The organism is Bordetella tumbae (genome assembly GCF_965139195.1).
In the GTDB taxonomy this organism is placed as follows: domain Bacteria; phylum Pseudomonadota; class Gammaproteobacteria; order Burkholderiales; family Burkholderiaceae_B; genus Bordetella_A; species Bordetella_A tumbae.
The window spans coordinates 43,760-68,819 of the sequence record NZ_CBCSJH010000008.1 but is presented as its reverse complement, the minus strand read 5'-3'; the positions used below and the strand labels follow the sequence as shown (position 1 = coordinate 68,819).

General features: G+C 58.3%; 24 protein-coding genes and 1 other RNA gene. 13 read left to right on the top strand and 12 right to left on the bottom strand.

From position 1 onward, the window contains the following. Positions 1-30: 30 nt before the first annotated feature. Complete coding sequence (cphA, locus tag ACNA0J_RS11660) at positions 31-2,655, bottom strand: cyanophycin synthetase (protein WP_415819026.1); 2,625 nt, start codon at positions 2,653-2,655, stop codon at positions 31-33. A 217-nt stretch (positions 2,656-2,872) separates the two neighbouring features. Between cphA and ACNA0J_RS11655 the strand changes: the two genes are divergently transcribed. Together ACNA0J_RS11655 and ACNA0J_RS11650 are read left to right on the top strand one after the other, a co-directional pair. Continuing rightward, positions 2,873-5,131, top strand: coding sequence for a cyanophycin metabolism-associated ABC transporter (locus ACNA0J_RS11655; protein ID WP_415819025.1), 2,259 nt, complete (start codon positions 2,873-2,875; stop codon positions 5,129-5,131). After that, positions 5,118-5,594, top strand: coding sequence for a cyanophycin metabolism-associated DUF1854 family protein (locus tag ACNA0J_RS11650; protein WP_415819024.1), 477 nt, complete (start codon positions 5,118-5,120; stop codon positions 5,592-5,594). The genes ACNA0J_RS11655 and ACNA0J_RS11650 overlap by 14 nt, the downstream gene beginning before the upstream one ends. Here the strand turns inward: ACNA0J_RS11650 and ACNA0J_RS11645 are convergent, their stop codons facing one another. Next, positions 5,595-6,728, bottom strand: coding sequence for a GNAT family N-acetyltransferase (locus tag ACNA0J_RS11645; RefSeq protein WP_415819023.1), 1,134 nt, complete (start codon positions 6,726-6,728; stop codon positions 5,595-5,597). A 107-nt stretch (positions 6,729-6,835) separates the two neighbouring features. Here ACNA0J_RS11645 and ACNA0J_RS11640 point away from each other — a divergent pair, with 107 nt between their 5' ends. Next, complete coding sequence (locus ACNA0J_RS11640) at positions 6,836-7,654, top strand: ferritin-like domain-containing protein (protein WP_415819022.1); 819 nt, start codon at positions 6,836-6,838, stop codon at positions 7,652-7,654. On the opposite strand, the gene ACNA0J_RS11635 is transcribed toward ACNA0J_RS11640, so the two are convergent. Next, entirely contained in the window at positions 7,651-8,595 is a 945-nt protein-coding gene (locus ACNA0J_RS11635) for a LysR family transcriptional regulator (RefSeq protein ID WP_415819021.1), read from the bottom strand. The genes ACNA0J_RS11640 and ACNA0J_RS11635 overlap by 4 nt on opposite strands. Before the next feature lie 169 nt (positions 8,596-8,764). Between ACNA0J_RS11635 and ACNA0J_RS11630 the strand changes: the two genes are divergently transcribed. The 3 genes from ACNA0J_RS11630 to ACNA0J_RS11620 all read left to right on the top strand — a co-directional run bounded on the left by ACNA0J_RS11630 (position 8,765) and on the right by ACNA0J_RS11620 (position 12,455). Continuing rightward, positions 8,765-9,967, top strand: coding sequence for a pyridoxal phosphate-dependent aminotransferase (locus tag ACNA0J_RS11630; RefSeq protein WP_415819020.1), 1,203 nt, complete (start codon positions 8,765-8,767; stop codon positions 9,965-9,967). A 50-nt stretch (positions 9,968-10,017) separates the two neighbouring features. Continuing rightward, the gene (locus tag ACNA0J_RS11625) at positions 10,018-10,998 is read left to right on the top strand and encodes a Bug family tripartite tricarboxylate transporter substrate binding protein (protein ID WP_415819019.1); all 981 of its coding nucleotides are present in this window, start codon (positions 10,018-10,020) and stop codon (positions 10,996-10,998) included. 194 nt (positions 10,999-11,192) lie between these two features. Further along, complete coding sequence (locus ACNA0J_RS11620; protein ID WP_415819130.1) at positions 11,193-12,455, top strand: lytic murein transglycosylase; 1,263 nt, start codon at positions 11,193-11,195, stop codon at positions 12,453-12,455. A 133-nt stretch (positions 12,456-12,588) separates the two neighbouring features. Here ACNA0J_RS11620 and ACNA0J_RS11615 read toward each other — a convergent pair whose 3' ends face one another. Together ACNA0J_RS11615 and ACNA0J_RS11610 are read right to left on the bottom strand one after the other, a co-directional pair. After that, positions 12,589-13,377: a DODA-type extradiol aromatic ring-opening family dioxygenase gene (locus tag ACNA0J_RS11615; RefSeq protein ID WP_415819018.1), complete on the bottom strand. Its 789-nt coding sequence runs from the start codon at positions 13,375-13,377 to the stop codon at positions 12,589-12,591. A 135-nt stretch (positions 13,378-13,512) separates the two neighbouring features. Then, positions 13,513-14,433, bottom strand: coding sequence for a D-hexose-6-phosphate mutarotase (locus ACNA0J_RS11610; RefSeq protein WP_415819017.1), 921 nt, complete (start codon positions 14,431-14,433; stop codon positions 13,513-13,515). A 309-nt stretch (positions 14,434-14,742) separates the two neighbouring features. On the opposite strand from ACNA0J_RS11610, the gene ACNA0J_RS11605 reads away from it, so the two are divergent. The 3 genes from ACNA0J_RS11605 to ACNA0J_RS11595 all read left to right on the top strand — a co-directional run bounded on the left by ACNA0J_RS11605 (position 14,743) and on the right by ACNA0J_RS11595 (position 16,601). Then, positions 14,743-15,201 (top strand): nuclear transport factor 2 family protein, encoded by a 459-nt coding sequence (locus tag ACNA0J_RS11605; RefSeq protein ID WP_415819129.1) that lies wholly within the window; start codon positions 14,743-14,745, stop codon positions 15,199-15,201. A 197-nt stretch (positions 15,202-15,398) separates the two neighbouring features. Then, positions 15,399-15,677 carry an adenine nucleotide alpha hydrolase family protein gene (locus ACNA0J_RS11600; RefSeq protein WP_415819016.1) on the top strand — a complete coding sequence of 93 codons (279 nt, stop codon included), beginning with the start codon at positions 15,399-15,401 and terminating at the stop codon, positions 15,675-15,677. A gap of 30 nt (positions 15,678-15,707) precedes the next feature. Next, positions 15,708-16,601: a YihY/virulence factor BrkB family protein gene (locus ACNA0J_RS11595; protein ID WP_415819015.1), complete on the top strand. Its 894-nt coding sequence runs from the start codon at positions 15,708-15,710 to the stop codon at positions 16,599-16,601. Here the strand turns inward: ACNA0J_RS11595 and ACNA0J_RS11590 are convergent. From ACNA0J_RS11590 to ACNA0J_RS11580, 3 genes are all read right to left on the bottom strand, one after another. Beyond that, on the bottom strand, positions 16,584-17,081 hold the full coding sequence (locus ACNA0J_RS11590) for a GAF domain-containing protein (RefSeq protein ID WP_415819014.1): 498 nt from the start codon (positions 17,079-17,081) through the stop codon (positions 16,584-16,586). The genes ACNA0J_RS11595 and ACNA0J_RS11590 overlap by 18 nt on opposite strands. Next, positions 17,078-18,049, bottom strand: coding sequence for a Bug family tripartite tricarboxylate transporter substrate binding protein (locus tag ACNA0J_RS11585; protein WP_415819013.1), 972 nt, complete (start codon positions 18,047-18,049; stop codon positions 17,078-17,080). The genes ACNA0J_RS11590 and ACNA0J_RS11585 overlap by 4 nt, the downstream gene beginning before the upstream one ends. 82 nt (positions 18,050-18,131) lie before the next feature. After that, on the bottom strand, positions 18,132-19,970 hold the full coding sequence (locus tag ACNA0J_RS11580) for a gamma-glutamyltransferase family protein (RefSeq protein ID WP_415819012.1): 1,839 nt from the start codon (positions 19,968-19,970) through the stop codon (positions 18,132-18,134). A 211-nt stretch (positions 19,971-20,181) separates the two neighbouring features. Between ACNA0J_RS11580 and ACNA0J_RS11575 the strand changes: the two genes are divergently transcribed. From ACNA0J_RS11575 to ACNA0J_RS11560, 4 genes are all read left to right on the top strand, one after another. After that, positions 20,182-21,174 (top strand): LysR substrate-binding domain-containing protein, encoded by a 993-nt coding sequence (locus ACNA0J_RS11575; protein ID WP_415819011.1) that lies wholly within the window; start codon positions 20,182-20,184, stop codon positions 21,172-21,174. A gap of 8 nt (positions 21,175-21,182) precedes the next feature. After that, positions 21,183-21,569: a transfer-messenger RNA gene (ssrA, locus tag ACNA0J_RS11570) on the top strand. 142 nt (positions 21,570-21,711) lie between these two features. Next, entirely contained in the window at positions 21,712-22,029 is a 318-nt protein-coding gene (locus ACNA0J_RS11565) for a hypothetical protein (protein WP_415819010.1), read from the top strand. A 93-nt stretch (positions 22,030-22,122) separates the two neighbouring features. Next, complete coding sequence (locus ACNA0J_RS11560; RefSeq protein ID WP_415819009.1) at positions 22,123-22,944, top strand: hypothetical protein; 822 nt, start codon at positions 22,123-22,125, stop codon at positions 22,942-22,944. Between the two features lie 148 nt (positions 22,945-23,092). Here the strand turns inward: ACNA0J_RS11560 and ACNA0J_RS11555 are convergent, their stop codons facing one another. The 4 genes from ACNA0J_RS11555 to ACNA0J_RS11540 all read right to left on the bottom strand — a co-directional run bounded on the left by ACNA0J_RS11555 (position 23,093) and on the right by ACNA0J_RS11540 (position 25,051). Next, positions 23,093-23,458 (bottom strand): hypothetical protein, encoded by a 366-nt coding sequence (locus ACNA0J_RS11555; protein WP_415819008.1) that lies wholly within the window; start codon positions 23,456-23,458, stop codon positions 23,093-23,095. Positions 23,459-23,505: 47 nt separating this feature from the next. Continuing rightward, positions 23,506-24,048: a lysozyme gene (locus ACNA0J_RS11550; protein ID WP_415819007.1), complete on the bottom strand. Its 543-nt coding sequence runs from the start codon at positions 24,046-24,048 to the stop codon at positions 23,506-23,508. Next, positions 24,045-24,230, bottom strand: a complete 186-nt coding sequence (locus tag ACNA0J_RS11545; RefSeq protein ID WP_415819006.1) for a phage holin family protein — start codon at positions 24,228-24,230, stop codon at positions 24,045-24,047. Before ACNA0J_RS11545 ends, ACNA0J_RS11550 begins: the two co-directional genes overlap by 4 nt. A gap of 83 nt (positions 24,231-24,313) precedes the next feature. Continuing rightward, the gene (locus tag ACNA0J_RS11540) at positions 24,314-25,051 is read right to left on the bottom strand and encodes a hypothetical protein (protein ID WP_415819005.1); all 738 of its coding nucleotides are present in this window, start codon (positions 25,049-25,051) and stop codon (positions 24,314-24,316) included. Positions 25,052-25,060 lie beyond the last annotated feature (9 nt).

Sequence of the window (25,060 nt, the reverse complement as noted above, 5' to 3'; positions counted from 1 at the left end):
AGTCTAGAGTCCTGTGCGAGGCGTTGTTATTTATTGTTGAATCCAGTGACGCACGCGATCGATGGTGGGACCGGAATAGCGCTCGTCAGATTGCAGGAGGACAAAGTCGCCTGACTGAATAGCATTCAGCACCTGATCAATGGCACGAGCATGATCCGGTTCTTCTTCGATCCTGATCGTTTTAGAGAATTCCAATGCGGCTTGCGCCAGTCCCCGGCGCAATAGCGCACGCGCCTCGCCAGCCGGCCGGCGGCTATTCACAGTGGCGTCGTCATACAGCACCACGTGATCAAACGCCTGGGCGAGCAATCGCCCCTGTTCGACGAGGTCGGCATCGCGCCGATCTGCTCCCGCGGCATAGACCGCGCAACGCCGCTCAGCGGGAAAATTCTCCACGGCATCGAGCAATGCTTGCAGCCCCGACGCGTTGTGAGCGTCATCCACCACCACCGTGACACCCCTGCGTTCAAACAACGTGAATTGCCACGGCGCATCAGCCTGGTCGACGTCAAAAGCCTCGATACCCGCGCGGATGATGGACTCCGGGATGCCCAACGCCCAGGCAGTTCCTGCCGCTGCCAGAACGTTTTCGATCTGAAAGCCAACGCGGCCGCCATGCGTGAGCGGGATGTCGGCCACGCGGGCCAGCAAGGTTTCATCGCGGCCCGTGGCGAGCACGATGTTGCCGTCCCGCACGAAAACCGCGCGGTGGCCCAGCTCGAGATGCGCGCGCAGCACCGCCAGATTGGCATCCGGGCTGAAATACAGCACCTCGCCGTCACATAGCGGAGCCATTTCCGCGACCAGCGGATCTCGTGCATTCAGGACGGCAGTGCCCGTGGGAAGCACAACGTCGACTTGCGTGCGAAACACATTGGCCAGACGCTCGGTGTCCTGAATGTCAAAATCGCCCAGATGATCGCCCTGGCCTATGTTGGTCACCACGCCTACCTGGCATCGATCGTAAGCCAGCCCTTGACCGAGTATCACCGCGCTGTCGTTCTCGATCACGGCGGCTTCGGTACGACGATTCATCAGCAGCCGCCGAGCGCTTTCCCAATTTGCGCAGTCGCCGGTTTGCACGTGCTGGGGACCAACATAAAGTCCTTCGCTGCACGCCAAACCCGTTTGCCGGCCGGACAAGGACAGCAGGCGAGCTACCAATCGCGCCACCACGGTTTTGCCGTTGGTGCCTGTGATGCCGACAACAGGAATACGGCCGTCGTCATTCTCTGGGAACAAGTGGTCAACAATAGCTCGGCCGACCGGGCGTGGCGTCCCGTCGGCAGGCCTCAGGTGCATGAGCAGGCCGGGGCCGGCGTTGACTTCGACGATGGCGCCGCGTTGTTCCTCCAGGGGCTTTGAGATGTCTTCGGCGACCAGATCCACGCCAGCAATATCCAACCCGACGATCTTGCTGGCCAGCACCACGGTGTGGGCCGTATCGGGATGTACGCGGTCGGTGACATCGAAGGCCACATTGCCGCTGCGCTGGATCAGGACGCGCCTGCCGTGCTCGGCAATGCTGTCGGCCGACAGAGATTGCCGCGTCAGTTCCAGGCGGGCGGCGGAATCCAGCCGTACCTTGTTCAGAGGGTGGTTTTCCGTGCGGCCGCGCCGGGGGTCCGTATTGAGTTGCAGCTCGACCAGTTCGTCGACGGAGTGCTGGCCATCGCCGGTCACCCAGGCCGGTTCGCCCGCGGCGGCGGCAACCAGGCGGTCTCCTACGACCAGCAGGCGGTGCTCATTACCCTGCACAAAACGCTCCACGATGACGCCGCTGCCTTCGTCTACGGCGACAGCGTAGGCGGATAAGACCTCGGCTTCGGTGGTCAGGTTGGTGAAAACTCCCCGGCCATGGTTGCCGTCGCAGGGTTTGACTACCACGGGCAGGCCGATATCCTGGGCGGCTTCCCAAGCGGCTTCGGGGGTGTCGACCTCACGGCCTTCGGGCACGGGTACACCGCACTCGGACAGTAAGGATTTGGTCAGGTTCTTGTCGCGCGAGATGCCTTCTGCGATCGCGCTGGTGCGGTCAGTCTCGGCTGTCCAGATGCGTCGCTGGCGGTTGCCGTAGCCGAACTGGACCAGATTGCCTTCGAATAACCTTATGCAAGGAATATCGCGATCGTCGGCGGCGTCGACAATACAGGCGGTGCTGGGGCCCAGGCAGTGCGTATCGACCAGATCATGCAACCGCGCTACCGCGCGATCAACGTCAAAATCATGGTCTTTGATGGCAGCCAATACCAGGGCTCTCGCCTCGTCCAGGGCCGCACGCGTGACGTGTTCCTGCCAGGCTCGCACCACGACTTTATAGACACCGCGCCGCGAGGTCTCCCGCGCCTTGCCAAAGCCACCCGGCAGACCGGCCAGCGTTTGCAGCTCCAGCGTTACGTGTTCCAGGATATGGCCCGTCCAGGTGCCTTCGCGCAGGCGCTGCAAAAAACCGCCCCGTACGCCAGGGCTGCATCGATGCTCGATCAGGCCTGGCAGCCAGGATGAGAGCCGTTCGTAAAACCCAGGAATCAGGTTCGACGGATAGTCCTCCAGGGCGCCAATGTCCACCCAGGCTTCAAGAACCGGGCGGTAAGTCCAAATGTTCGGGCCGCGCAAAGCCACGACATCGAGAAATTCAATGTCTTTATCGTTCATGGTCGAGGAGGGGGGAGGAGCGTCGGCGGACAGGGGGCCCCACAATGTGGCGGGGATGTCGTGCAGAATGCGAAGCCGAAGCCTGGGCTGGGATGATTCCTAGTAGTGGAAATTGATAAATCCGGCTGCTACTATACGCCGCCTTTTTACGCCGATAAACTCGTGCTGTTGTAAGGAAGGGACAGGCCGCCTTCCCGGCCTCGCCGGACCCCCATTCATGAAAAACAAGCCGCCTTTTTTGGGCATTTCCGGGCAGCCTCACGCTGCCCTGTACGACGCAATGCGGTCCCGCCTTGCGCCCGGCGAAGCCATTCTGGCCTGCTTGGAAACCGATCTGGACACTCGCCTGCGTTTCCGGCCTGGCCTGGTTGTATTGACCAATCAACGATTGCTGGCGAAATCCCCCGACCATGAGCAGTGGCGCGAATGGGGGCTGACGTCGACGTTGCGGTTGAGCTTGCATGATCATGCGGGTGCTGCGGTCTTGTCGCTGAATGAGGGCGATGTGGGGCTAGGGGTTTGGTGCTTTACGTTGGCAAATAATTCCGCAGCGTTGCGTTTACTTGCAAAGTTCGAGGCGCGGCAGCACAGCACGGTACTTGACGACAAACCGCGCTGTTCAGGCTGTGGTCAGCCGCTGTCAGCGGAGGATGCCGAGTGCCAGACCTGTGAGCAGGCGATCGAGCCGCCCACGTCGACGTGGGCGCTATTGCGCTTGTGGCGTTTTGCGAGGCCTTATCGTGCAGCCTTGATCGTTGGATTCATATTGACCTTGCTGGCGACGGCCGCCACGCTGGTGCCGCCTTATCTGACGATGCCCTTGATGGATGATGTGCTCATTCCATTTCAGAACGGCACGCCGATCGATCATGGTTTGGTGCGCTGGTATCTGGGCGGCTTGTTGCTGTCGGCATTATTGGCGTGGGGCTTGGGATGGGCGCGCACGTACATCCTGGCCTGGGTGAGCGAGCGCATCGGCGCCGATCTGCGCACCACGACCTACGAGCATTTGCAGCAACTCTCGTTGCAGTATTTTGGCGGCAAGCGCACCGGCGATCTGATGTCCCGCATCGGCAGCGAGACCGATCGCATCTGCGTTTTCCTGTCTTTGCATCTGCTGGATTTCGCGACCGATGTGTTGATGATCGCCATGACGGCAGCCATCCTGGTGTCGATCAATCCCTGGTTGGCGCTCGTCACGCTCGCACCGTTGCCCTTTATCGTCTGGATGATTCACGCAGTGCGTGATCGGCTGCGCCATGGTTTCGAGAAAGTCGATCGCATCTGGGCCGAGATCACGAACGTATTGGCCGATACGATTCCCGGTATTCGCGTGGTCAAGGCCTTTGCCCAGGAAAAGCGCGAGGTTCAGCGTTTCCGGCTGGCGAATAACCGCAACCTCGAGGTCAACGATCGCGTCAATAGCTTGTGGTCGCTGTTCTCGCCCACCGTCACGCTATTGACGGAAATCGGCTTGCTCATCGTATGGGTGTTCGGTATTTGGCAAGTCGCCAACAAACAGATTACGGTAGGGGTGCTGGCAGCATTCCTGGCCTATATCGGCCGTTTCTATACGCGGCTCGATTCGATGAGCCGCATCGTGTCCGTCACGCAAAAGGCGGCTGCAGGCGCCAAACGGATCTTCGATATTCTCGACCATGTATCCAGTGTTCCCGAGCCTGCCGTCCCTGCACGGCTGGAGCGAGTGGATGGTCGTATCGAGCTGCGAAACGTGGCGTTCCGCTACGGCAATCGCTCGGTGATTCGAGGGCTGAATCTGAGTATCGAGCCCGGAGAAATGATCGGGCTGGTAGGCCACAGCGGGTCAGGGAAAAGCACTTTGATCAACCTGATCTGCCGCTTTTACGACGTGTCCGAGGGCGCCATCCTCGTGGGTGATACCGACATTCGTTTGCTGCGCATTGCGGATTATCGGCGCAACATCGGTCTCGTATTGCAAGAGCCGTTTTTGTTCTTTGGTTCCATCGCGGAAAACATTGCCTACGGTAAACCGGAAGCGACACGCGACGAGATCGTGGCGGCGGCGCGTGCGGCGCATGCACATGATTTCATCTTGCGCCTGCCGCATGGTTATGACTCGTTGGTCGGCGAGCGAGGCCAAGCGCTGTCGGGTGGCGAGCGTCAACGCATTTCCATCGCGCGGGCGTTGTTGATCGATCCTCGCGTACTGATCCTGGACGAAGCCACTTCATCGGTCGATACGACGACAGAAAAAGAAATCCAGAAAGCCTTGGACAATCTGGTTCGTGGACGGACGACGATCGCCATCGCACACCGTCTCAGTACCTTGCGCCGTGCGGATCGTCTGGTGGTGCTGGATCACGGCAGCGTCATCGAGCAGGGCGGGCACGAAGAACTCATGGCTCGACAGGGGGCGTACTACCGGCTGTATCAGGCCCAGGCTCGCACCAACGAAAATGATCTGCCCTCGGAGGACGACGATGCACAATACTAAGCCGGCGTTTTCCTTGCGTCTCAATGTCTCGGGCCGCTGGGTATACGTATCATCCGATGGTCAGGCACACGAGGACGTTCAAGTCGTGCGGGCGTTTCCGATCAGCGATCCGCTGCATGGCATCTCGATTGTGAGTGCGGACGGATACGAGCTGCTGTGGCTGGACACGCTGGACGACTTGCCTCGCGAAACGCAGCAGCAGGTAAATGATGCTTTGGCCAGCCGCGAATTCATGCCGGAAATTCTGCGCATTAACGCGGTGTCCACCTACGCCACGCCCTCTGTATGGGACGTTCAGACAGATAGGGGAGACACGTCGTTCACGCTAAAAGGCGAGGAAGACATCCGCCGCCTGGTTGGCCAGACCTTGTTGATCGACGATAGCCATGGCATTCATTATCTGATCCGCGATGTTGCCGCGCTGGACAAACACAGCCGGCGCTTGCTCGATCACTTTCTGTAATCAGGGTACGCGCCGAAAGGGTGTGTGGGCTTCCAGTTCGCCCAGATACCCGTCTACAGCCTGTGTCTCGCGTTCCAGAAAGTCCTCGATTGCTGCGGCGAATCTGGCATCAGCAATCCAATGCGCCGACCACGTAGGCGTGGGCAGCAGGCCCCGCGCCATCTTATGCTCGCCTTGCGCGCCACCCTCGAAACTGGCCAGTCCATGTTGGATACAGTAGTCGATCGACTGTAAATAGCAGGTCTCGAAATGCAGGCCCGAGACAAATTCCAGCGATCCCCAATAACGCCCATACAGCGTGTCGCCGCCCCGCATGTTCAAGGCTGCGGCGATGGGTTGTCCGTCTCGTACTGCCACAATCAATACCAGGGTGTCGGGGATCTCGCGATGCAGGCGTTCAAAAAATTCTGCGCTCAGATAGGGTGCATTGCCGTGCGCAAAATAGGTCTGCTCATAGCAGCGATAGAAAAAATCCAGGGACTGCGCATCGATTTGCGTGCCGTGCAGCCAGCGATACTCGACGCCTGCCTCAAGGACCTTTTTGCGATCCTGGCGGATTTTTTTTCGTTTGTCGTGATTCAACGCCGCCAGAAAATCATCCAGATGCGCATATCCCGCATTGCGCCAATGAAACTGCACCCCTTCGCGCACCATATAGCCGGCCTCGCGCAGCGCGAGCAAATCGTCTTCGTCAGGGAAAAGCATGTGCAGCGAAGAGACCTTCAATCCCTGTGCCAATTCAATCAAGCCCTGCGCCAAGGTCAGACGGTCTTCTTGCGTGCCGGCCAATAGCCTCGATCCTCCGACCGGTGTAAACGGAATTGAACTCAACAGTTTTGGGTAATAGCGCAAACCATGCCGCTCAAAGGCATCCGCCCAGGCGTAATCAAAAACGTATTCGCCGCGTGAGTGGGATTTCAAATAGAGTGGTACGCCACCGACTAGACGCTCGTCGCGGCGTAGTACCAAGTAGTACGGTGCCCAGCCCGTATCGGGGCACGCGCAGCCTGTCTCATGTAGTGCCGACAAAAACTCGTGGCGCACAAATGGCTGATTGCCCGCCAACGCGTTCCATTCGGACGGGTCTATTTGGGATAACGAGGTGGCGATGCCGAGGCGAGCGGGAGAGGTCATGGCGTAATGATAAAGTCTGGCCGACGAGTTGCCGCAATCCGTGATACCGGCATTGTGGTTACTATGGAGCACACCCATCGCACGGTGATGATTTTCTCTCTTTTTGTATGACCGATACTGTGATTTCCGCCATGATTCGCCCCGATCTGCGTAGCCAGGCACTGTCAGCCTTGGCTGCGAGAGCCTGGCCGGACAAATTGGCTGCTGTCCGAGCTATTTGCGACGATGCCGTGCTTAGTACCGACCTGGTGTTGGACGAGCCTGTCAATTTACCCGGACGCCCTGACGCGCCCGAGCTCGTACCGCCTCAACAGGTCAAACAGCGCTCTGTGCAATCCCGTGAGGGCCGCGCCGTGTTGTTGCATGCGCTCGCGCATATTGAGTTCAATGCGGTGAACCTGGCGCTGGATGCCGTGTGGCGGTACCCGGGCATGCCCGAAGGTTTCTACCGCGACTGGCTGCGGGTGGCGCGTGAGGAGGCCTATCATTTCGACCTGCTCAATACCCATCTAGGCACCTTGGGTCACGTTTATGGCGACTTTCCTGCGCACAACGGGCTATGGGAAATGGCGGAAAAAACCCGCGATGATCTGCTGGCCCGCCTGGCGCTCGTGCCGCGCACCCTCGAGGCCCGCGGCCTGGATGCGTCGCCGCTCATTCGTGACAAGCTGATCAGCGCCGGGGACAAGGACGGCGGCGCTATCCTGGACATCATCCTGCGTGACGAGATCGGGCACGTGGCGATTGGGAATCAATGGTTTCGTTATCTTTGCGATCAGCAGGGGCTGGATCCTGTGGCTTGCTATGCTGAGTTGGCGCAGCGTTATAGCGCCCCAAAGCTGCGCGGACCGTTCAATCTCGAGGCGCGCCGGTTGGCGGGGTTCGACGAGGCAGAGCTGGCAGCGCTGCAGGGGACTGTCCGTTAACGCAGCGGAATCGTGGGATTCAGGTCATTATCCGCGCTGGGGTATTCCGGCCTGCACGAAAAATCGCATAGCTCGATAGCCTTGTTGACGACCAGATCGACGGCGGGGCTGCGGCTGTCCTCGTGGCACACGGCGCTGTAGATGGTCTCGGGCGGCATGGGATTGCTGCGTACGATTTTCAGCACACCGCTATCGATATCCTGCCTCACATAATCGAGCGGCATCTGGCTGATGCCCAGGCCACAGGCCACCATTTCACGCCGCACCACCAGGCTGTTGGTCGTGAATACCGGGCCAAATACAAAACCGTTTTCCGCTCTCCACGCCGCGTAAAAACGATTCTTTGCAGAGTCTTCGACTTGTTCCAGCACGGGATAGTTGGCGAATTCCGCAGGTTGCAGCGGACGGTTGGGGATGGACACATGCGCACCTGCCATCCAATAGTCCTGAGTCTGGCCGACGCGTACGGTGGTATAGCCGTTTTTCCAGTAGGTCCCGGCCATGATGGCCAGATCCAGCCGCCCCGACTCCACCTTGCGAAATAGGGTGACCCCAGACTCCACGAGCGGCTCCAGCCGCAGCTCAGGGTGGCTGATATGCAATTGTTGAATCAGGCGGCTGAACCATGTCAGCGCGATCAGCTCTGTGACGCCGATGCGTAATACGCCCTTGATGGTCTGCTCGGTGCCGGCCAAGTCTTCGATTTGCGTACGCAGCTGTATGGATTGGGTGGCGAGCGGCAATAAGCGATGGCCCAGGCTGGTCAGCGCCAATCCTGCCGGCCTGCGGTGCAGGACCAGGCCGTCCAACATGGTTTCGAGTTCGCTCACGCGCTTGGAGATCGCGGACTGCGTCGTATGCAATCGAGCGGCCGCAGCATTGAAACTGCCCAGCTTGATACTGAAATAAAACGCTTCGAGCTGCTTGAATGTGGGATTCATAGGTTTGAGAGGGTGGGTCGGCCGCAAAACAATCAGAACGAATTTCACGCAAGTGATTGTCAGCCAAGGCAGGAAAAAAAGGAATAGCCCGGACTGCCGATTATTCGTTACGCCGTTGGCGAGGACCTGCCACATACTTTTGTCTTTTCCATGACAACGGTCCGCAAGCATGATTGCCATATCTTCCCGTCTGCAACGCATCAAGCCTTCCCCGAGTTCGATGGCTGGCGCACGTGCCCGAGAATTGCGGGCTCAAGGGCGCGATATTGTTGGCCTGACGGCGGGTGAGCCGGATTTTGATACGCCCGAACACATCAAGGAAGCCGCCTGGCAAGCCATGCAGCAAGGCAAAACCCGCTATACCGATGTAGGCGGCACGCCAGAGTTGCGCGAGGCCATTCGGCAAAAATTGTTGCGTGAGAACGGGCTGGATTACGCCGTTAACGAAATCGTGGCGGGCACGGGCGCCAAGCAAATCGTGTTCAACGCGCTGATGAGCACGCTGGAGCCAGGCGACGAGGTGATCATTCCGGCACCGTACTGGGTGTCGTATCCCGACATCACGTTGCTGGCCGATGGCAAACCGGTTTTCGTCACGGGCAAGTCCGAGCAGGGATTCAAGCTGCAACCCGAGGATCTCGAGCGCGCCATCACAGCACGCACACGTTGGTTGCTGTTGAATTCGCCCAATAATCCCAGCGGCGCGACGTATACCCGCGACGAGCTGGTGGCATTGGGTGAGGTATTGAAGCGCCATCCCCAAGTATGGGTGATGACCGACGATATTTATGAGCACTTGCTTTACGACGGCCGCGAATTTTGCACGATGGCTCAAGTCGTACCCGAACTAAGGGATCGTACGCTGACCATCAACGGCGTCTCGAAATCCTATGCCATGACGGGCTGGCGTATCGGCTATGGGGCCGCGCCTATCGAGTTGTGTAAAGCCATGGTCAAGCTGCAATCGCAGAGCACGTCCAACCCCAACGCCATTGCACAGGCCGCTACTGTTGCCGCGTTGAATGGGCCGCAGGACTTCATTGCGACCAGCCGCCGCAGTTTTCAGGCACGGCGGGACCTGGTGGTTCAGGCGCTGAACGAGATCGATGGTATCCAGGCCTATCGGCCCGAGGGCGCTTTTTATATTTTCGCCGCTTGCGATGCCTTGTTCGGCCTGAAAACGCCGGACGGGCGTGTGATCAACAACAGCGATGAGTGGGTGATGCATTTGCTCGATACAGAGAACCTGGCCGTGCTGCAGGGAAGTGCTTATGGAATTCCCAGCCACTTCCGTCTGTCTTTCGCGGCCAGCGACGCGCAGTTGCTGGAAGGGTGTCGACGTATTGCGCGCGCTCGCGCAGTGCTTTCTTGACGGTGGGCGTTTTGCGTCCACATCCACATGTTTGGCTACAAGGGGAATCAATGAAAACCAAACGCAGCATGTTACTGATCAAGACGATCGGTGCGGCACTATCGATGATGGCGGCCAGCGCTCTTGCGGCCGAGTTTCCAACTCAGCCTATTCATATTCTGGTCGGTTTTTCGCCCGGCGGATCGAACGATCTGATTGCGCGTTTGATTGCGCCGGAGTTGAGTAAAGAACTGGGCCAGCAAGTCGTGATTGAAAACAAGCCAGGGGCCAACGGCAATATCGCTGCCGATGCGTTGCTCAAGGCCGAGCCGGATGGGCATACCCTACTGGTTTGCACAACGGGTTTCATGTCGGTGCAGCCGTTTCTATATCCCAGCCTGCGGATCAAGCCCGCAACCGACATTGTGCCCGTGACCTTGGTTGGGATGACGCCTTATTTGGCGTTGGTCAATGCCAAGGTGCCTGTGAAAACCATGCAGGAGTTCATCGACTATGCGAAGCAGAATCCGGGCAAACTGAGTTTCGCGTCTTCGGGAGTCGGCGCGGCTGGCCACCTGGTAGGCGAGGCCATGCAGCATTTGGCAGATGTGAAAATGCTGCACATCCCGTACAAGGGCACCGGTCAGGCGTTGAGCGATCTGGTGTCGGGCGAAGTCCAGGTCATCTTCGACCAACCCATCAGCTCGTACCAGTATGTGCAAAGCGGCCAGTTGCGTGCCTTGGCGGCCGTGAACCCGAAACGGTTGACGGCGTTTCCGGATATTCCATCTGTGTCGGAGGTCGGCCTGCCCAAATTGGATCTGGTGCCATGGACAGGGCTTTGCGCGGCAAAGGGCACGCCTGCCGAGGTGCTGGACAAGGTGCAACGGGCGGTCAGCAACGTGCTGGCAAAACCAGAAATCGCGAAGCGTCTGAGCAATGACGGGGTTGAGGTAGTAGGTAATACACCGGCAGAGTTTGCTACCTTTTTGCAACAGGATCGTGAGCGTTGGCATCGGGCGGTAGAGAGCGCGGGTATTCCTCCGACTTGATCGATAGGCATCGGCAGGCGGCCCGATATGGTCTGTCAACTATTGGGCCGCTGTTACGGTGAAAAGGGGGGAGGGCAGATCGAGCGTGTCAGGCCGGTTACAGCGCGATACTATGGCGTCACCTCGCCAGTCGGCTATTTTTTGCGCCAGCTTATAAAATCCCGCCCATGACACTACGATATTCCTTGCCCTTTATCTCTCTCGCGCTGTGGGCGGGCGCTGCACCGCTGGCATCGGCCGCTACGGCCGGCAATGCCGCGGTCGAGGCCGCTTCGGCAACCGCCTATAGTTCGGCCGATTTCGCTCAGTGCCTGTCGCAATTGCGTGGCCAGGCGATCAAGCAAGGCGTATCGGCCAGCACCTACGATACCTACACCAAAGACCTGGAACCAGACCTGAGCGTCTTGCCTCTGCTGGACGCGCAACCCGAGTTCAAGACGCCGATCTGGGACTACATGGCTTCGCTGGTTGACGACGAGCGCGTTGCCGACGGCAAGCTCGCCTTGCAGCAGTGGCAGGCCGAGTTGTCTCGTGCGCAGTCTCAGTTCGGTGTAGATCCGGCGACCGTGGTCGCCGTGTGGGGCGTGGAAAGCAATTTCGGCAAAATCCTGGGCGGACGTCCGTTGCTGACATCGTTATCGACATTGTCATGTGTCGGCCGCCGGCAAAGCTATTTCCGTGGCGAGTTCTTTGCCACGCTGAAGATCATCCAGCAGGAACACTTGGGCGTCGAGCGCCTGAATGGTTCGTGGGCGGGCGCATTTGGCCAGACGCAATTCATGCCCTCAACGTATCTGCGATTGGCCGTAGACTTTGACGGCGATGGCCGTCGCGATCTGGTCGATAGCGTACCCGATGCGCTGGGCTCCACCGCCAATTTCCTCAAACGCGCCGGCTGGAAGCCCGATATGCCTTGGGGCTTTGAGGTGAGTCTGCCTGATGGCATGGATACCTCTGGCGCCGGACGCCGCAACAAACAGCCCATATCCACCTGGGCGGCAAAGGGCGTCAAAAAGGCCGATGGCAGCGCATTGCCAACGGGCGATATGCAGGTCGCGTTGTTATTGCCCGCAGGCCCTTCGGGTCCGGCGTTTTTGGTGACGCGGAATTTTGACGCGATATATTCCTACAACGCGGCGGAAAGCTACGCATTGGCGATCTCGCACCTGTCGGATCGTTTGCGCGGCGGTGGGCCGTTTGTACATGCGTGGCCGACCGACGATCCCGGCCTCTCACGCGCCCAACGGCGCGAGCTGCAAACCCTGTTGATCGCGCGCGGCTTCGATATCGGCCAGCCCGATGGCCTGATAGGCGCGCGTACCCGCGAGGCCCTGAAATCCATCCAGCGCGACGCCGGCCTGACACCCGATGGCCGCGCGGGGATGAAGTCACTGCAATGGCTGCAGCAGAATGCGCCCGCGGGGCAGCCTACGACGAGCGGCGCTGCATCGCAGTAGTCCAGTCCTTGGCAGTGGGCTTGCGTTCATGCTTGCCAAGGCACGGGGCGACGTTCCGAGTGTCAATGTCATCCCCGTTCTTGGCGAGGTCGCCGATGCGCGGCAAGACCTCGGCATGAAATGCACTGATTAATCAGTGCACAGCGGGCGCATTGAACACATAGCTGTCCATGGACAACACGCCATGGGCGATGCCGCCGTCCAGCACATCGACCTCGGCATCGGGCGCAGCCGCGCCTGCGGCGATCAACAGCGGCAGATAATGTTCGGCAGTAGGATGCGCACGCCGTGCTTGTGGTGCGTGTTCCAAATAGCCCACCAGCGCATTTTGATCATGCGTTTGCACGGCTTGGCGAGCCCAGTCCGCGAACGCCTTCACATACGGTTCATCCGCGCCATGCTGACGAAACTCGTACAAGTTGTGCGTCAAACTGCCCGAGCCGACAATCAACACGCCTTGTTGCGATAGCGGTGCCAAAGCCTGTCCCAGCGCCCAGGTCTGTTCGGGGCTGATATGCATCGGCAACGAGAGCTGCAGCACGGGAACTTGGTGTTCGGGGAACATGTGCATCATCGGCACCCAGGCACCGTGATCCAGGCCCCGTTCGGTATCCAGGTCTGCGTGGTACCCCGCGTTTCGCAGCAACGCTGCGATGCGTTCGGCCAGTGCGGGGTCGCCCGCGACGGGGTATTGCAACGTATACAGTTCAGCGGGAAAACCGCCAAAATCGTGGATGGTTTGAGGATGCGCCGAGGCGGTAATGCTCAGGCTGCGCGTCATCCAGTGAGGCGAGACGATCAGCACTGCGCGCGGAGATTGAAGGCGCTCGCCCAGCGCCTTCAATTGTGGGCCGGCCAAACCTGGCTCGACCGCAAAAGTCGGGGCGCCATGAGATACGAAAAGAGTAGGTTGGGCTTGCATGGCAGATCTCTCCAATAAAACAGGGGCGGCAATTCATTGGAAATGCCGTTTTCACTACTGTAATTCTGTTGTTATTCGAGATAAATCTGCATTTGGTGGACAGATTGTTCCAGATCTAGAGTCAATCTGACCGCGTTAGCCCGTCGTCAACCAGCCAATCGACAACGAAACACGCTCAGTGGCTCCAGGCGCTACCGTCAATGCATCGTCAAGCACCCGTGCGGTTTCGATGCAGGCCATGTGCGACCACGAGTCGTCCGCCATATCGGCTAATCGAGCGGCTTTGGCTGCACCAGGGTTCCACACAACGGTGGATCGAGAGCCGTTCGCTTGCAGGCGGATATCGCGTTTCCAACCAGGATCATGCAGCGTGAGTGGCGTAGCCGTGTCCAGATATATCCGGTCGGTTTCGCCGTTGAATCTGACTGCACCTTGTTGTTGCCGAGGTTCCCAATTTTCCACGGTGTCCAAATAACGGTGGCCCTCGAGTCCCTGGATGGTGACATGCTGGCTGTCTGAGACGGCCAAGTAAGTATGCAGCGCCAGCGTTGTGGTCAGGTCCTGGACCCCTCGGTTGCGCACGGACAGCGTGATTTCGATGTTTTTGCCGAACCGCATCAGTAGTGTGAGCTGCGCATGATGTGTCCATCCAGGGGCATGGTCTCGCGGCGCCTCGAAAGTGAACTCCAGTCTCGCCGTGTCATCCTCTATGAGTTGTGCCGACAACTGCCAGTCGACCTGCCGCACCCAGCCGTGCGATGAGGCGCCCGGCGCGGCGGCCACACTGTCTCGCACTGATTGCGGGTTGCGGTCATAGACGCCGAACCATGGCCAGCAAATCGGAATTCCGCCACGTACAGGAGTGCCGGGTTTGAAGACTGCTTGTTCAGACAGCCAGATCAATGGCCGCCCGCCTGCTGGCGTGTAGCTCAGCAGTTGTGCGCCTTGTTGAGAGATCAACGCGCTGCCATAAGGCGTGGTGACACGCCAGCCGGCCAGCGCACCGACGGTGGTGGGTTCGATGTGCGTACGAGAGTTCATAGTGATATGAGCCATGAAAGTGCTAATGCTACCCATGATCTGCGCAACTTTGCGAGGCTTGATCGCATACGGACGTCGCATTTCGTCCGTCCACGGATAAATCCAAAGATTGCAGCTGTGGGCAGCAAACAATACAGTCTCGCATTCCATAATGTAAACAAATGGTCCATGCGGGGATCAACAAGCGTTCTCTGAAGTTATACAGAACGATAACGTGCGTTTTCGCGAGTTGCTGGGTAAATTAGAGACGTTGGCCGCAAATAAGTGATGTGTTGATCACTGCGGTTTTTCGCCAGCAACAGGAGAACGTTGATGAGTTTCATTATGACGAAATATCTTTTGCGCACGGTTGTTGTCGCTGCACTGGCTCTGTCCGCCGGTACCGCCGCAGCGGCAACGAGCGAGGCGCAGCAAGAGGCTAATCGCCAGACCGTGCTTGCCTTTTATGAAAAAGGCTTGAACCAGAAGGACGCCGACGCGGCACTTGCTTATGTGGGTGATCGCTATGTGCAGCACAATCCGAACGCTGCCGACGGGCCCGAAGGTTTTCGGAAATTCATCGCGTTTCTCAAAGAGAAATTCCCCAAATCCCACAGCGAGATAAAGCGTTCATTTACGGATGGTGATTACGTCATCTTGCATGTGCATTCGGTGCGCGAGCCCGGAACGCGTGGTAACGCCATCATTGATATTTTCAAGCTGGAGAATGGCAAGATCGTCGAACACTGGGATGCCGTTCAGCCGATTCCGGAAAAATCGGCCAATAACAATACTATGTTCTGATAGCGGGCCCGGATGGCGAGAGCACATCCGGGTCGTTTCGACGGGGCGCCGATTGCATGGCCGCATGCGAGTACGGCCCCGTCGTTGAGGTGAAATCAACGGGCCGGGTACACGCCGCCCCGTTTTGATGACGTCTACGACCTCTGGCACGTCACTTGCTGGACCATCGGTTTGTGCGGTATCGAACAAGGAACATCATGCCTACACATTCCCTCCCCGAGGCTTCCATTTCCGCTCGAGATGCCGGCTCGATGTTGAGAGAGTTGAAATCCTTTGACGACGAAAGGCCCGGTTTTCCGGGCGAGCATCTGATCGTGTTCAGCCTGGGTGCCTTGCTGATGGTCGCGGGTATGCGTAGTCGTACCGTGCTGCGACGCGGCATTTTGACTACGGTCGGTACCGCGTTAATCGGCCGCGCCGCCAGTGGTAAAGATGGCATCGCGCGCGTGGCGCGAGTGGTGAAGCGGTTGAGCTGATAAGCAGTCCCGGCCAATGCGGAGCGCCGAATGCATATCAAACGTTTCTACGGTTTAGCCAAACAGGCCGTTAATAGTTGGCTGGATGATTACGCGCCGAGTATGGGCGCAGCGATCGCCTTCTATACCGTGTTTTCTTTGGCGCCTTTAGTCATCATTGTCATCGCGATTGCCGGCTTTTTCTGGGGCGAAGAAGCCGTACGCGGCCAACTGTTTCAGCAGGTCCATGCCATGATCGGCGCAGAAGGCGCCAAGACGATTGAAGGCGTCGTCCGAGGTGCCCAAGAACCATCGCAAGGTATCGTGGCCACCGTTATCAGTGTTGTTGTATTGGCGGTTGGCGCGACGACAGTATTCTCGGAACTGCAAAGCGCGCTCGATCGCATTTGGAAAGTCGGTGCAAAGAAACAGTCCGGGATATGGAGCATGATCCGGGCCCGTTTGTTGTCTTTCGGGCTGGTCCTGACACTGGCTTTCTTGTTGATGGTGTCACTGATCATCAGTTCGATACTCGCGGCATTGGGCAGCTGGGCGGGCGTCATGATGCCCGGCTGGGAAATCTTGCTACAGGGGCTGAATATCGTCGTGACATTGGGGACATTGACGCTGCTGTTTGCGTTGATCTATCGATTCATGCCGCAGGCGCCAGTTGCCTGGCGGGACGTCTGGACCGGCGCTTTCGTGACGGCGGTGCTATTTGAGATCGGTAAATCCTTGATCGGACTGTACCTGGGGAGAGCCTCGGTCGCGTCCTCCTACGCGGCCGCAGGCTCGCTCGTAATCGTACTGATCTGGGTGTATTACGCCGCGCAGGTATTCTTGCTCGGGGCGGAGTTCACTCGGATATATGCCGAGGCGCATGGTTCGCGCCGGGAAAGTGTTCGCGAACCATCGCTCGAAACGGAATCAGCGCGGAAATCCTGACACCGTCAAATAAGCCGCCAGTCGTGCAAAACTGATATGCGCGTCGTGAACACGTGCTTCGCGCATCAGAAAATTGACCGTTCCCAGGCATACATCGCCCACGACCACCGGCACATTGATCACCGACTGCAGCCCCAGTCCCAAGATCGCCGAATGATCGTCAAACGAGGCCCGGATCGCGTCCGGGCCTTCGCCGACATAGATACGCCGCTGCAATAGCACGTGTTCGCCCCAGGGCATGCCGCGTTTCTGCTTCGACCCGCCAGGCGGATAAGACACCGGATCCGAACTATAGAGCCGCACCACAGCCATATTGAGCGAGTCGAAACGATTGACGGTGCATAGCGCTTGTTGCAACACGGGTTGAGACCATTCATCCATGGCGGCAAATACCGCCGCAGGATCGGCGCTGGTCAGCGCATCGGTCACGGCGGCACTGTCGCGTACTGCCCGGGCGATTCGAACGTCCAATTCCGTCATTGCGCCTTGATCCCCAATTCGCGCACGATGGCGGAGTATTTCTGTGCATCGGCCGCCACTGTCTTGGCAAAGCCTTCGGGTGTCGATTGCATGACCAGCACTCCCATATCGCCCATTTTCTTTTTCACCTCCGGCAGTTCCAGGATGCGATTGATCTCTTTGTTCAATTTGGCAACCAACTCAGGATCCATGCCGGCCGGCCCAAAGGCGCCATACCAAACCGCCATCGAATAGCCAGGCACGGTTTCCGCAACGGTAGGGACATCGGACAGCAGCGGCGAGCGCGATTCCTCGGTCACTGCCAACAGCTTCAGTTTCTTTGCCTGCACGTGCGGCAAAGTCTGCGTGCCCGCGCTGAACAGCACCTGCGTACGATCCGCGACAGTGTCCAAGACCGCTGGTGCGCCGCCGCGATAGGGGATGTGAACCATCTTGATGCCGGTCGCTTTCTCGAACATGGCCGCGCTCAAGTGATTGGTCGAGCCGGGGCCTGCCGAGGCATACGCGATTTTCTCGGGGTTCGCCTTGGCATAGTCGATGAACTCTTTGACGTTATTGACCGGCAGCGAAGGATTTACCACCATCGTGTTCGTCACCAGCGCGAGTTCTGCGATCGGCGTAAAGCTTTTCACGCCATCAAATGGCATGTTGTCGTAGAGCGCCTCGTTCATCGTATGGGTGCTCATCGACCCGACCAGCAAGGTATAGCCATCCGGTTCTGACCGTGCCACAAACGCCGATCCAATATTGCCGGAGGCTCCCGAGCGATTTTCCACGATCACCGGCTGGCCATATGTCTTGGTCATCTGTTCGGACAACATGCGCGCCAGAATGTCTGTCGAGCCGCCTGCTGCCCACGGCACGATCAGCGTAATCGGTTTCTCTGGCCATGCCGCCATTGCTGCAGCGGGCACGATGCCTGCCGCTAAAACGAAAGCGCGTAATGCGCTGCGAAATGAAAAAGTCATGGATCAATCCCCTTGTTATGTGCGGCCTGCGCCGCGATACAAAATGCGAGTCCCGAATGCGGGCCCGCTTGTTGAATAGCGATCAACGTCCGGCGGCATAGCTCTGCATGCCGCGCGGATTTGCCCCTGCGCGCAGCAGTCTCGTGCCATTGCCGGTCGGTTCCCGCGTACATACGCTGATGCGGCCCTCGGACCAGGGCGCTCCGACCTTGACCTCGTGACCGGCCGCGCGCAGCGCGTCCAATGTGCTCTCCGGCATGCGCGATTCCACCGTGATACGGTTGAGTGTTGTCGTGCGCGGCCAGAATGAGCCTGGAAAGTGATCGATATGCCAGGCCGGTGCGTCGATGGCCTCTTGCAGATTCATTCCGCATAGCGCATGGCGCAGGAAAAACGCCACCGTCCATTGATCCTGTTGATCTCCGCCGGGCGTACCGAACGCCATATACGGCTGGCCATCACGCAACGCCATGCCGGGCGATAGTGTGGTGCAAGGCCGCGCACCTGCCTGCAATTGTCCTGCCAGACCTTCGTCGAGCCACGTCATCTGCAATCGCGTCGTGATAGAGAACCCCAACCCTGGTACGACTGGACTGGACGACAGCCATCCCCCGGATGGCGTCGCGGCGACCATGTTGCCGTCCTTGTCGATGACATCGATGTGGCAGGTATCCCCCACAAACAGCTCGCGCTCCAGCCATTGGTCCACGGGCGGTAATTGGGCAAAGGTCGGTTCTCCCACGCCAAAACGCGTATCGGCCTGCGCCAGCGCACGGCGTGCTGCGTCCAGATCGGGTAACCGTGGCGTACGCCCGCCAGGCGATCCGGGTATGAGTTCGCGTGATGCCTGGTCACGGATCAATGCCGCGCGCGCTCGCGCATAATCATCTGACAGCAAATCGGCCAACGGCACATCATTGCAACGTGGGTCGCCGTACCACGCCAGTCGATCAGCAAACGCCAGCTTTGCCGCCTCTGCGATATGGTGCACGAACGCGGGCGAGTCCGCTGCGAGTCCCTCTAGCGGCAAATGCCGCGCCATCGCCAACTGCTGCAAAAACACCGGCCCTTGCGACCACACGCCGCATTTGGCGACGGTATAGCGGCCAAAATCCACCATGGCAGGGTCTTCGTATGTCGCCTGCCAATCCGCCATATCCTCGCGGCGCAGCAGGCCAGCATTCCGTTCACCGGTGCAGTCGCGCATCGGGGTACGGTATGCGGCGTCGATCGCCTCGGCGACAAAACCGCGATACCAGATCTCCAGTGCGGCATCGATACGGGCACGCCGATCGCTACCTCTGTTATTGGCCTCGCTAACGATCCGCGTGTAGGTATCGGCGATGGCAGGCGTACGCATCAGATGCTCGGGATGCGGCACTTTGCCGCCAGGCAGCCAGACATCGGCCGAGCTGTGCCATTCCTGGCGAAACAGATCCTGTACCGAATAAATCGCCTGCACGATGCGTGGCACCAGCGGAAAACCATTGCGAGCGTAATCAATCGCCGGACGTAGTACATCTGCCAGTTCCCAGGTGCCGTGATCGCGCAGCATCGTCAGCCACGCGCCAAACGCGCCGGGCACGGTGGCTGGCAGCAGGCCCACGCCGGGCACCAGATCTACGCCCATATTCCGGAAATAGGCGGGCGTTGCCAATTGAGGCGCGGTGCCCTGACCGCATATCGATTGGATACGCGGATCGTTTTCGTTCCAGAACAGGATAGGCACCTCGCCGCCAGGGCCGTTCAAATGTGGCTCGACAATCTGCAGCATGAAACCGCCCGCGACGGCGGCATCAAACGCGTTGCCGCCGCGCTCCAGCACGCTCATGGCGACCTGCGTGGCCAGCCAATGCGTAGACGATGCCACGCCAAACGTGCCACGGATTTCCGGGCGGGTCGTGAAACTGGGGGAGGACATAGGCGAATACCGGAGGAAAGCGCGGGGAAGAGGAGGTCAGTATAAAGAGTGCAAATAACGGTAATATGCGTATTTCCAATCAATGCATAACCATTTGGTTATGCATTTGTGGGCGTTTAGCGGCGCTATAGGCCGTTTTTTCCCGGCTCCACCACGGTTTTTTCGTTCGGTTCTTTTTCACCCAGACCGGTCTTTCTTCTTCGTCATTGCCATGACAACTGCGCGTTCCTCCCATTCCGATACTGCCGGCCGTCGACCCGGCGCACGATTGTTTTCACGGCTGAAATTGCGGCACCTGACGTTGCTGACTCGATTGGGGCGTCTGCGTTCATTGACGCGCGCAGCGGACGCGATGGGCATCAGCCAGCCCGCCGCGACCAAGGCTCTGGCCGAAATCGAAGACATCTTCGAGGCCCCCTTATTCGTGCGTTCGCGCCAGGGGCTGGAGCCTACGCCGCTGGGCAAGCTGGCCCTGGTGCGAGCGGAACGGATGATGCTGGACCTGGACCATTGGGGCCAGGAAATGGAGGCCGTACGCTCAGGCCGAGCTGCCCAATTGCGGGTAGGGGCGATTCCCTTTGTTTCCGGCCGCATTCTGACGCCGACGCTGGAGCGCCTGTGCGCCGAAGGCATCAACGTCGTGCTGCACCGAGCGACCACCGATCAGCTGTTAAAGGAATTACGCGCCCACGAAATCGATTGCGTCATCGGCCGCGCCGCAGCAGCCGTTGGCATGAACGACATGTGGCACCAGGTGCTGTACACGCAGCGGCCTGCATTGATCGCCCATCCTGCGCTCGCCCGGCGCATCGCGCGCACCAAACCCGACTGGCGCATGTTGGCCGACGTAGACTGGATCCTGCCGTCGTCGGCGACCCCTATCGGCAACATGGTGACCGAGCTCTTCACCCGCGAACAAGTCCGCCCACCCGTCGCACGTGTGGAGACCTATTCCATCGATGTGATCTCCGGGATGTTGCGCAACAATCAAAACCTGCTTTCCATCGTTCCAGAGGATATTGCGCATGACATGGAGCAGGGCGGAGGCGTTGCGCGCGTGGCCTGGGAATGGAACTGGGAGCTGCCGCCAGTCAGTTTGATACGCCAGGTACGCGACCTGCCGCTGGACGCCGAGGAGCGGTTTGCGCAGATTGTGCGAGAGGTGTGTGCGACTGCTTTATCTGGTCCAATTGGAGTACAATAGAGAATCTTGGGGCCGATCCGGATTCGACGTGGGTCGCGAAACAACTCAGGGCATGCCGAGCACCAGTAAGCTCGTAAAACCACTGGAACACTTTAAACGCAAACGAAGAGCGTTTCGCTCTCGCCGCTTAAGCGGTGAGCCGCTGCACTGATCTGTCCTTGGGTCAGGCGAGGGAAGGCAACTTCCTAGGGGGCAACCTCGAATCGCAGCAGCGTCCTTTACAAGGAATCGGGCTGCACTGGGGTCACACGGTTCAGTCTTAAATTACGTGAATCGCCATGGTCCGGCCTGTCGATCGGCTAAGTCCATGGTTAAAACTAAATAGGTCGACTACGCATGTAGAACTGGTTGCGGAGGGCTTGCGGACGGGGGTTCAATTCCCCCCGGCTCCACCAGATTGGCAAGTCTTAGACAGTGACAGACAGGGGCGGACGGGAAACCGATCCGCCCTTTTTTGTCTGGAACTGTCTACCGTTTCGCACGGAATTCGCACCGAATTCGCACCGGATCGGAATGAGGCTGTAACATACGATTACTATGACCTATCCGATCCCCGAATCTCTATCAGATACACATGAGGGCGCCGAGTGGGCGCTTGCCGCAATCCTTGGCGATCGCCTCGTTGGCCTACTCTATCTGTCTACCGTCGCGCCTGCGCTTGTCGAGCATTTAGACACTCCCTCCTCAGAGTTCGTGATCAAGCGATGGGTTCAGACTGCGCCAGCAGATTTGCGCGAGTTGCAGGCGCTGGGGGATGTGAGCGCTGGGATTGTCACAGAGGATGGTTTCGAGGCGCGCTGGCAGTTGGCTGAGTGGCAGCCTGGCGATCAGTTGCCGGAGCGTAGCGCCAGCTAAATTCATCACAAGCGACTCTGTGGCTGACGATAAGAAAAGAAGAAAATCCGCGCCGGTTGAAATCGTGCTGGCCACAACCCAATGCGAGAAGATATGAGATTAGTTAAGAGTTGCAGGCCCGAACATAACGTTAGGACTACCCTAGCGGCACAAATTCAGCTAGGAACCTTCAATTATTATCGTGCACACGAAAATCAGGAGATCGCGGATTCGCTCGAAGCAAGCAACAGTCTGGCGGTCAGCATACGTGGTCCAATAAAGATTCCAGCTCGCTTCTACAATGCTCTAGTGGGCGAGAGATTCTCATTCGAAGCTGAGCGCTATCCTCCGATTTGCAAGCTCCCCACTGCCCTCGAAACTCATGTAAAAATCCTGCGAGTTCGACTTGGCGATCCCGTTTTAGTATTTGAGGCGGAGTTTGATATACACCGAGCGCTACCCAATGGCTTCACATTTTGCATGTCGCAATTAGACGATGCAAGCATTAGGCCATTTCAGTCTTATGAAGACTCTTGGTCTATCCCGTGGGAAAAAGCTGATCTCTTCGCGTGGCATTTGGGAAGGATGGTAGCAATGCAGCACGAGCCGGGCTGGTTCGAGCCGAGATTTCTAGAGGACTGGGAGTCCGGAAAGATCGCCGCTGGTAAGCTCGTGTTCAACACACATCATCGGGCAGTTCTTTATTCTGATCGCGAATTAAAAATACTATCTGGAACAGAAGACGAACTAAATAAAGTTTTTACCAGGATTCGTACTCTAGCCTTTACAAAACCCTCTCATTTTGCTCCTGAAAGAGAGTACCGCTTTCTAGTAAATGCTGTCTGTGAGCATCCAGACGGTACGAGAACAATATATCTCGCTGGAAAAGACTATATAAGATTGAACTGCGACATTCCTTGGAGAGAATTATCGTAATTGCAGGTTTTTGGCGACGAGATCAGACTTTAGCGCTTTGTGTTCTCACTTAGGCCACGCCGATATGGTTTCACTATGCCGTTTTGCGCAAATTGCCCACAGCACTAATACCTCTTCCTGCATCCATAATTGCCATGCATCATAGTCATCAGGGTTCGGAGGGGGATCTGGAATTGGAGGGCATGGCGCTGCCAGTTCGCTGTCCAGTGGCGGCACGATTCGCGGCACGTACTGAATCGGCGAGGCTGCGCACGCGGTCAGCATCAGGGCGACACCCATCAGGAAGAGGTTGCGCATCTTTTAAGGCCTTTGAGATTTTTCCTATCTGGTCCGGCAATCGTTCGGCCGTTTCCCTGGCACGTTGAGCCGCGGTCGCAATGTTCTGTATGTCGTTGGTAATCTGATTGAGCGACGCCGTAGCAACGTCAGATTTCGTCTGTGCTTGCTCGCGCTGGCATTCGGCGATCTGCGATCCTAATCTCCACTCCTGACCAAGTCCCACGACCACGCTCATTACTAGCCCTCCACCCGCAGCAGCAGCGGCATAGCCTTTCCAGCTGATTAGTGCAGTCCCGATAGACATTGCTTTCTCTCATCAAGACGACGGCTGTATAGGCCAGGTACATACTTGCCATCAGCCACGGACCAATTAGGCCGCTTGGTCGGCACCTTGTGAGCGATCGCATCACAGGCCTCGGCCACGCGACCGGCATTGAGCAAGCCCATGGCCACACTCACACAGGCATTGGCGTTGCCCACGTTATGGCCGAAGCTGCTGAACGCGTCGAATATTGGCTGCGTCACGTAGACCTTGATGCACTTGGCCAGCTCGATCTGGCCCTCACTGACAACGATCTGCTCCACCTCTAGGCATTTCTCGTCTGACCAGTAATCGCCCAAGATGACCGGCTCGGGACTCGTGTATTTGGTGATTCCTCGACAGACAGTCGGGAGGTTCTTGGCCAGCTTGTCGGGATAGACGACGTTCTGGCCGTCGCCTTCCCAGCGGCTGAGCATCTGTTGCAGGTCAGGCGTAAACAATGCCAATGCGCCAGAGGCGATCAGGGCCAGCGCACCGCCTGCTACCTTGGTACCGATCTTCATTGCTGGCGTTCCTTGACCCAGGTGGTGATAAGTTTCCAGTACTTGGGCAGCAACAGGCCGATTTGCATAGCAAGGTAGACCAGCGTTGCTAGTGCTACCCATTCGTTCAGCGTCAGCCCGTAAAAGACCGCGCCAGAGGCCCCGATACCCATTTTCACGAGCGCGGCTTTATCGTCAGGCATTTCTGTGATCCTTTGAGGCATAGGGCCTCCCGTATTGATGATCTGGATCGGGCGATTGATGGTTGTCGTGCATCGCGCCACACTCAGATGGTCACGCCACGCGAAGCCATCGCACGCTTCACTTGCTGATACGTGGCAGTGATCTCAGCATCAGACAGCCCGCGAGAAGCTATGCCCGCCCAATGCTGTCGGCTCGTGCCGTACATGGTCGTAGCGTTCCCAGATGATCCGATACGCAGGTTGGTGCTGCTGGCCAACGGAGTCGCTCGGTCGTCAGTCGCAGAGGCAGAAATATCCTGCGTCTTGTCATGCAACGTGATCGTGCCACCGCTCAACCGGGCGGCATAGAAATGCGGCGCGGTTTGCGTGGTTGCCAACGTCACCGCCTTGCTCGCACCCGTGTCGTTACCGAGGATGAGAACGGCCCCGCCAGTCAGGTTGAAATAAACGCCAGCACCCGAATAGGATTCGGATGAGCGGGTGTAGTTACCGATGAAGAAGGGTCGATCGTTATTGACGGCAATGGGGTTGGGGGCCATGCCAACAAACATCATCGTCCATTCTTCCGGCTCGACAATCCCCGTTTCGAAGCACGCCAAAGGGGTAACCGATTGGCAATCAACAGAAGTCGGGTTGATGGTCAGTGTTCCCGTGGGCGATACATTGGGCGTCAGCGGCGCACCGCCCGCATAGTTGACGACCGACTTTTCAAGCGTGCCACCGAAGTAGTTAAATACCTGCAAGTCGGGCACCGGTAGGATCATGCCCAAACCAGCGCCAGAGAAGTCCGCGTTTTCTGCGAGACGAATTGAAGTGGCCATAGTGTTACC